Source organism: Bifidobacterium sp. UBA4282 (genome assembly GCF_002394995.1).
Lineage (GTDB): Bacteria > Actinomycetota > Actinomycetes > Actinomycetales > Bifidobacteriaceae > Bifidobacterium > Bifidobacterium pullorum_B.
This window is the reverse complement of the sequence record NZ_DGVO01000009.1, coordinates 1-8,317: the sequence shown is the minus strand read 5'-3', so window position 1 is coordinate 8,317 and position 8,317 is coordinate 1. Positions and strand designations below refer to the sequence as shown.

Genomic DNA, 8,317 nt, shown 5'->3' with positions numbered 1-8,317 from the left:
GACGGCGACCAGATGGCCGTGCATCTGCCGCTGAGCGCCGAGGCCCAGGCCGAGGCCCGCACGCTGATGCTTGCCTCCGACAACATCCTGAAGCCGGCCGACGGCCACACCGTCACCATGCCGTCCCAGGATATGATCCTCGGCCTGTACTACCTGTCGACCGTGGTCGAGGGCGCCAAGGGCCAGGGCCGCGTGTTCTCCTCGCTGGCCGAGGCCCAGATGGCGCTCGATCTGCACGAGATCGACATGCAGTCCATGGTGCTGATCCGTCTGCCCGAGGACTTCGTGCTGCCCAAGGATTGGGAGCCGCGCGAGCTCAAGGTGGTGGACGCCGAGCCGGGCAGCCCGGACACGGTCCGCGAGGAGCGCTTCCAGGATGGTTCCGTCCTGTTCGCCACCAGCTACGGCCGCATCCTGTTCAACGAGACCCTGCCGACCGACTACCCGTTCGTCAACGAGCAGGTGCCCAAGGGCAAGCTCTCCAAGATCGTCGACGACATCGCGACCCGCTATTCCACCGCCCAGGTGGCCGCCACGCTGGACGCCCTGAAGGATCTGGGCTTCACGCGCGCGCCGTGGTCCGGCGTCACGATGGCGTACTCCGACATCGTGGCCCCGCCGGAGCGCGAGGACATCGTCCACTCGTACGAGGAGGAGGCCTCCAAGGTCAACTCCCAGTACGACATGGGTCTGTTGACCGACGAGGAGCGCCGTCAGGAGCTCATCAACCTGTGGACCGAGTGCACCGACAAGGTGGCCGACGCCATGCGTGAGAACTTCCATGATGACAACAACGTGAACATCATGGTCCAGTCCGGCGCTCGAGGCAACTGGATGCAGATCCGCCAGATCGCGGGTATGCGAGGCCTGGTGGCCAACCCGAAGGGCGAGATCATCCCCCGTCCGGTCAAGTCGAACTACCGCGACGGCCTGTCCGTGCTGGAGTACTTCATCTCCCAGCACGGCGCGCGCAAGGGCCTGGCCGATACCGCACTGCGTACCGCCGAGTCGGGCTACCTGACCCGTCGACTCGTGGACGTCTCGCAGGAGGTCATCGTCCGCGAGGAGGACTGCGGCACCAAGCGCGGTCTGGCGATGAAGGTCGCCGAGCGTGACGACAACGGCAACCTGGTGCTCGTCAAGGCCGCCGACGGTGGCCCGTACTCGCGCCTGCTCGCCGCCGACGTCATCGACCCCGCCGACAACGAGACCGTGCTGTACCACGCCGGCGACGCGCTGTCGATGGATGTGCTCAACGACCTGGTGGCCCACGGCGTGGAGGAGGTCAAGGCCCGCTCCGTGCTGACCTGCGAATCCAAGCGCGGCGTGTGCGCCAAGTGCTACGGCTGGTCGCTGGCCACCAACAAGCTGGTGGACGTCGGCGAGGCCGTCGGCATCGTGGCCGCCCAGTCCATCGGCGAGCCTGGTACCCAGCTGACGCTGCGTTCGTTCCACTCCGGCGGCGTCGCCTCGGCATCCGATATCACCCAGGGTCTGCCCCGTGTCACCGAGTTGTTCGAGGCCCGTACCCCGAAGGGTGAGGCGCCGATCGCCGAGTTCGCCGGCATCGTGAAGGTGGAGGACACCGACCGCGGCCGTCAGGTCACGCTGACCCCGGACGATTCCACGGTCGAGCCGATCACCTACCCGGTGACCCGCCGCGCGCCGATGCTGGTCAAGGACGGCGACCACGTGGTGGCCGGCACCCAGCTGATCGAGGGTTCCGTGGATCCCAAGAAGATCCTGCGCATCCTCGGCCCGCGTGCCGCTCAGGTCAACATCGTGGAGGAGGTGCACAACGTGTACCGTTCGCAGGGCGTCGACATCCACGACAAGCACATCGAGGTCATCGTGCACCAGATGCTGCGCCGCATCACCGTGATCGACTCCGGCGACACCAAGCTGTTGCCGGGCGAGCTGGTGGACCAAGCGAAGTTCCGCGAGGCGAACATGGAGGCCGTGAAGAACGGCGGCAAACCCGCCGCCGGCCGTCCGGAGCTGATGGGCATCACCAAGGCGTCGCTGGCCACCGACTCGTGGCTGTCCGCGGCCTCCTTCCAGGAGACCACGCGCGTGCTCACCGAGGCGGCCCTGAGCCAGAAGGAAGACGACCTGAAGGGCCTCAAGGAGAACGTGATCATCGGTAAGCTGATCCCGGCCGGCACCGGCCTGGCCCGTTACCGCAACGCGGTGGTGGAGCCGGACAAGGCGATCCGCGAGACGATCTACCCGAACTTCGGTTTGGGCGGCGACGAGGCGACCGACTTCTCCGACGCCGACCTGAGCGATGTGGACTTCTCCAGCATCGACTTCGGCGACCTGAAGCTCGGCGACGACTTCAACCCGGACGATTTCCTGAACGATCAGGGCGGCCAGGAGGACTTCGGCGGCGCCGACTTCTCCGACGCCGACCTGGGCGATCTGGGCGATCTGAGCCTGTGACCGCATACGGCCGGCTGACGGTCGTGCGGTGAACCGAGGGCGCATCCCGATGGGGTGCGCCCTCGTCGTATATGCGGCGTGTCGCTCCTGGAGCGTTGCGGGCAGCGGGGTTCGTGGTGCCGGTGGACGGCGTGTCCGCAGTCCGGTTGACACGGCGGCGGCCATGCCCGTACATTGGGAGTGGGGGAAAGACATGGAGCCGGCTGCACCGTTCATCCGGTCACATGCGGAGCTACGGGGTACAGGCAACGCATGTGGAAAGGCAATCGTCATGGTAGCTGAGGGGACATTGGTCGGGGGACGGTACCGCATCCTGACACAGGTCGGCATCGGAGGCATGTCGACGGTGTATCTGGCTATGGACGCATCACTGAACCGGCGGTGGGCGGTTAAACAGATGCGCGACGCCAGCTCGGCGGAGCGGCGTGACGTGATGCTGCGCAGTCTGACGGTGGAATCGGAGATGATCGCGCGTCTGGACCATCCCGCGATCCCGCGCATCGTTGACCTGATCGACGATGATACGGGTGTGTTCGTGGTCATGGATTTCGTGGAGGGGCAGACGTTGCGCACCCTGCTGGAGCGCGAGGGGCCGCAGGACGAGGCGCTGGTGGTGGATTGGGGCATCCAGCTGTGCGATGTGCTGGATTACCTGCATCGCCGTACGCCGATGGTGGTGTTCCGCGACATGAAGCCGTCCAACGTCATGTTGACACCGGACGGCATGGTCAAACTCATCGACTTCGGCATCGCCATCGAACAGGGGGAGACCGGCGAGAACCGTGACGGCATCGGCGACGGCCGGCGATTGGGCACGCCGGGGTATGGTGCGCCGGAGCAGTTCGAACCCGGCGGTGTACTGGATGCCCGTGTCGACATCCATGCGTTGGGGGCCACGCTGTTCCAGTTGCTGACGGGCGTGCATCCGCGCGAAGGTATCGTGCCGATCCGCCGGATCCGCCCGGAACTGTCCACGGGGCTGGAGCATGTAATCGCAAAAGCCACCTCCCCGGAACCGCAGCAGCGGTACGCATCCTGCGCCGAATTCGCCTATGCGCTCGGGCACTGCCGGGACGAAGAGCGTTCCAGACGGCGGACACTGCTGCGCCGGTGGCGTATCTTCGCTGGAACCGCCGCCGCTTCGGTCGCGTGCCTGGCGTTGTCCGCGGGCTCGCTGCTGGCGGCGGACCATGAACGAAACGGCGACTACACGCATTGGATGCGTCAGGCCGAGCAGGCCTCCGCCGATCCCGTCGCGGAACAGGCATGCCGCCGCGCCGCCGAGATTCTGCCCGGAAGTATCGAACCGTATCGGCGTCTGATTGACCGGTATACGGCGGATGGCGTGTTCTCCCAGGCCGAGGAGGCGACGTATACGGCATTGCTCAACCGTCACGCCGACGCACTGCGGTCGGACCGGACCGCATGGGCGCAGCTGTGCTTCGACACAGGGCGGCTGTACTGGTACTACTACGCCGTGGAACCGAACGACGCCGATGCCGAGGGATCACGCATGGCACGGATCCGTGCGGCCGCGCCATGGATGCGCGATGCCGCGGAGACCGAAACGTTCGAAGAGACGGCGCTCGCCGGCATCTATGCGGGCATCGCGGAATTCAACGTGCGTATCGTGCCGTTGATCAACGAAGGTCATGACGGCGGTCGGTACCAGCCGTATTTCGGGCTGCTGCAGCGGCTGGTGGAGTCGGCCTCGGCGCAGCGGAGCGAGGTGATCCGTCTGGAGGCGGCGAATCTGGCATTGGATGCCCTGCTCACCTATCCGCGGAAATTCCGGGCGGACGGTGTTCCCCGGAAGGATATGGAGCGGCTGTGCGCTCGGGCCGGCGACGTGGCCGAAACGACCGACACCACGGCTGATGCGCATGATGACGCCAGGGACCGGGCGTTGGGGAGCGTGCCTGTGGTGCTGCAGGCCATTGAGAACGCGTATATGGATCATAAGGGGGATCTGCAATGAGCGGTTATGAATGGTTGGGGATGGCTGCCGTGGTATGGCTGGTGATGGCCGTGGCGCTGGCGGTGGCAGCAGTGGTGATGCACCGCAGATTCGACGTGCCCGCCGTGCGGCGTGCGTTGAATGGTACGTCCGCACGTCAGGAGATCGCGTGGCTGCGCGGCATCAGACCGGGCGCCTGGCGGTACTCCGACATACTGGCCACGAGGAACGCAAGGCGTGCATCCGCCGAAACCTCACGCCCGGCCGGGTCCGCGCAGTCGTCGGCATCGAAGTGTGGGGCGCATGTGGTCGGTGCGGTGGCGAGCACGCCTGTTGTGGCGGTCGACCGTACCATGCTGGCCGACGGTACGGTGGTATCTGATGGCACGATGTTGTCTGATGGCACGGTAGCTGCCGATGACACCGTAGTGGCTGACGGTACCGTGGTGTCTGACAGTTTGGCGGTGTTCGACGACGCTGTGATGGCTGGTGGCAGGGCGGTGTCCGATGATACGGTGTCCGCCGATAACACCGTGGTGGCTGGCGGCATCCGACGCAGGGCAATGGTGCTGACATCCGCGGCGGTGGCCATGGCCGCCATGGGCGTCGCATCATCCGCAGCTTCCGCGGCCGATTATCATACGTCGACGCCGCAGACCGTGACGGCCGTACGCACGTTCGCCGTCCCCGATGATCGGCGGACCATCCCGATCCGGGATGCGGCTTCGCTTGGCCAAGTCTCCTACCAGGGCGATGATTCTCACGATCTCCGAAACGGCAACGAGGTCATCGCATGGGGCGAGGACACGTCGCGTCGGGTGTGCATCATCATGGCCGACGGATACGGCCAGCCCCAAGCCATCAGTCTCACCGGCTCCTATCTCGATCTGGACGGCGAAGCGCAGCCTCTTCAATCGCAGGACTACCGTGTTACGACGGTGGATTCCGCGGAAGGCCGGGCCGGGTCCGCCGCCGTTGAAGTGACCCTGATCACTCCCGGAAGCTACGACTTCAGCGATATCGCCATCCACATGGGAGGCGATGCGACATCGTATACAATCGGCGATCTGGACGGCTCGGACTGTCTGCCCCAACCATTGACCATCGGGGAGCCCGCAGGTGGCGTTGCCGCTGCGCTGACGGCCGTCACGTCATCAGGCGACGCGAAAGGCCCATGGTATGCCGAGGCGCCGAAGGTCGGCTTCACCGTTACCGGCAATCGGCTGCTACCCAGAATCCTCGAAGTCCTTCAGCAACAGGACGCCACCAGCACGGCACCGGTGGTAACCGCCGTGCGGGGCGAGGATCCGTATGGCAGTATCACAATCGGCGATCTGCGCATCGAGGACGACGGTCGCATCGGTTGGGCGGACACACAGCCGCACGCCGACGGCTGGTACCGCTATACGGTGCACGAGCGGGCGTCGGAAGGCATCATGGGGTATCTGCTCGGCACTGTGCGGGCCGCCGAACTCGATTTCGGCGTCGACACCATCGCCCCGACCATGCAGGGGGTGTCGGCGCTGCCGCCGAACACCACGTATGACGGCCAATCCATACACGCCGCAGTAGGTGAACGGACCATCGGCATCATCGTGGATGATGCCTCCCCGGCGGCCGATGCCGAATCCCCGGTATCCGGGGCGGGCACGCTCCGAGCCGTCATCCCCGCACCCACCGATTTGTACGGGAATGTGATCGACGGCGGCACACCCGTGGAGCAGCATATTGCCGTCGATCCCGCCAGCGGTCAGGCCGTCATCACCTTCAGCCAGGAGGGATTGTACGAGTTGGACGCGGTGCGGGTCATGGGCATGGATCAGGCCGGCAACACCACCGAAACGACCTTGCGCGCGCTCCTGTCCGAAACGGATGCCTCGATATTGGTCGTCATCGCTCAGGGGGCGCCGCAGGTCGACGCCATGACGCTGATGGACCGTGCACCGGAACATCGTCAATCGACACGGCAAGGGTACTACCGGGGCGACGTGTCCGTCACCTGCACCGTACATGATCCATGGTTCCCGTTGGCCCGTAACGCCACCGACGCCACAACCGTCGATGCCGACCTGTTCGCCGAGAGCACGGTCGAACACAGCGGCCACGGTCGGACGTTGGAGGCGCTGACCATCCGGAACAAGGGGTGGAACAGTCAGGACGGCATGCAATGGTCCATCACCGCGCCGGTACGTGTCGCGGGAGCTCGGAGCGTGTCGGAGGGCCGATACGCCATCGGATTGTCCTATCAGGGACTGCATGATGCCGCCGCCTCCGCCACCATATCCGAGGACATGTTGATGGACGGCACGCATTTCATCATCGACTGGACCGCTCCGAGCATCGGAACACTGACACTTGCGGGTACGCCCACGTCATGGCACGGCATCATGTTCGCCGCCTCACACACCGTTACGCTGGATGGCATATCCGACGCCCTTTCTAGCGTGGACGCCGACAGCCCGGCATTCGCGGAGGTGAACGAATACGGCGAACTGGCCGATGGGGATGGGCCGAACATCGATGCCCACACCACCGGGGCCACCCTCGGGAATGACGATCTGGACTATGACCCAATCCGTGGCACGCTCTCATTCCGCCTTGAAGCCGACGGATTCCGGCTCATCGCGGAGGGTACCGCGCTCGCCGTCGCCGATGCCGCAGGCAACTATGCCTCCACTGGTGATTTCTCCGACCAACCGGTGTTCGCGGAGCACGCCATCGACATGCTGGCGGTGGATGCCTCGCCGCCCGAGATCGCCGTGTCCTATGACAATAACGAGGTGCGGAACGAACGGTACTACCGGGCGTGGCGCAACGGCACCCTGACGCTATCCGACGCCAATCTCGATCTGGTCATCGACTGTGATCCGGATCGTGTGCTCATCACCCTGACCCGTGACGGCTCGGAACACCGTGCCATACCGCTATCCGCACTCACACCGGGCGATGACGGGCGAACCTACGGCACGACATTCGCAGCGCAGGAGGACGGTGTCTGGTCCGTCGACGCCGAATTCCACGAACCGGCACCGGAGACGGAAACAGCGGCGCATCATGATCGGTTCGTCATCGATACCACGCCGCCACAGCTCGGCATCGCCTTCGACAATACCGATGCGGCCAATGGCATGTACTACGATGCCCCTCGCATCGCCACCATCACCCAGATCGAACGCAACCTGTCCGAATCCGAATCCGTGATCAGCATCTCCGCCACGGACGGCAACGGCAATGAACAACCGGTGCCGGCCGGCAGCGGATGGGCGTGTACCGACGGTGAACGTCACGACGCATCGTGGACCAACACCGTGACATTCTCCGGCGAGGGGCATTACACGATGGAGATCTCCGCCATCGACCTGGCCGGGAACAAAGCGCAGACGGTGACGGTGCCGGAATTCGTCATTGACCTGACGCCGCCGCATATCGCCATCGACCGTGTGTCCGATGGCACCGCCTATGCGGGAACCGTCGCGCCGAGCATCGAGTGCGCGGACGCGAACCTCGGCGAACAGGGGCTCGACTACACCATCGAAGGGGCGCACAGAGGACCGCTGACCGGCGCCGCCATGCCCGGGAGCCTCGTACGGGAATCCGAAGGCCGGCTCACCGTGACATTCCGGGATTTCGAACGGACCCCTGACACCGACGACGTCTACACGCTCACGGCAACGGCCACCGACAAGGCGGGCAATGTGGCCGAAACCGCCATAACCTTCTCGGTGAACCGATTCGGATCCACCTACGTGTTCAACGCCGGTATGCGGCAGCTGCGCGGGGCCTACCTGCAGCAGGCCCAGGACGTGGAAATCCAGGAGATCAACGTCTCCGGTCTTGCACCCTCCGAGAGCCGGATCACGGTGGTGGCAAACGACAAGGCCGACACCCTCGCCCTGAACCGCACCCCGATTGTTGGAC

The 8,317-nt window shown here is 65.1% G+C and carries 2 protein-coding genes and 1 pseudogene; all 3 read left to right on the top strand.

The genetic code is table 11. The features are described from left to right. Nucleotides 1–2,442, top strand: a pseudogene (locus B4C31_RS01050) (DNA-directed RNA polymerase subunit beta'); the annotation flags it as partial. 271 nt (nucleotides 2,443–2,713) lie between these two features. Next, nucleotides 2,714–4,420 (top strand): serine/threonine-protein kinase, encoded by a 1,707-nt coding sequence (locus B4C31_RS01045; protein WP_291530980.1) that lies wholly within the window; start codon nucleotides 2,714–2,716, stop codon nucleotides 4,418–4,420. Further along, a partial coding sequence (locus B4C31_RS01040; protein WP_291530979.1) for an Ig-like domain-containing protein occupies nucleotides 4,417–8,317 on the top strand: 3,901 nt, incomplete at its 3' end. The genes B4C31_RS01045 and B4C31_RS01040, both read left to right, overlap by 4 nt.

What these genes read in the sequence shown, in the direction of transcription:
- B4C31_RS01045 (WP_291530980.1), top strand. Translation starts at nt 2,714, where the DNA reads ATGGTAGCTGAGGGGACATTGGTCGGGGGACGGTACCGCATCCTGACA.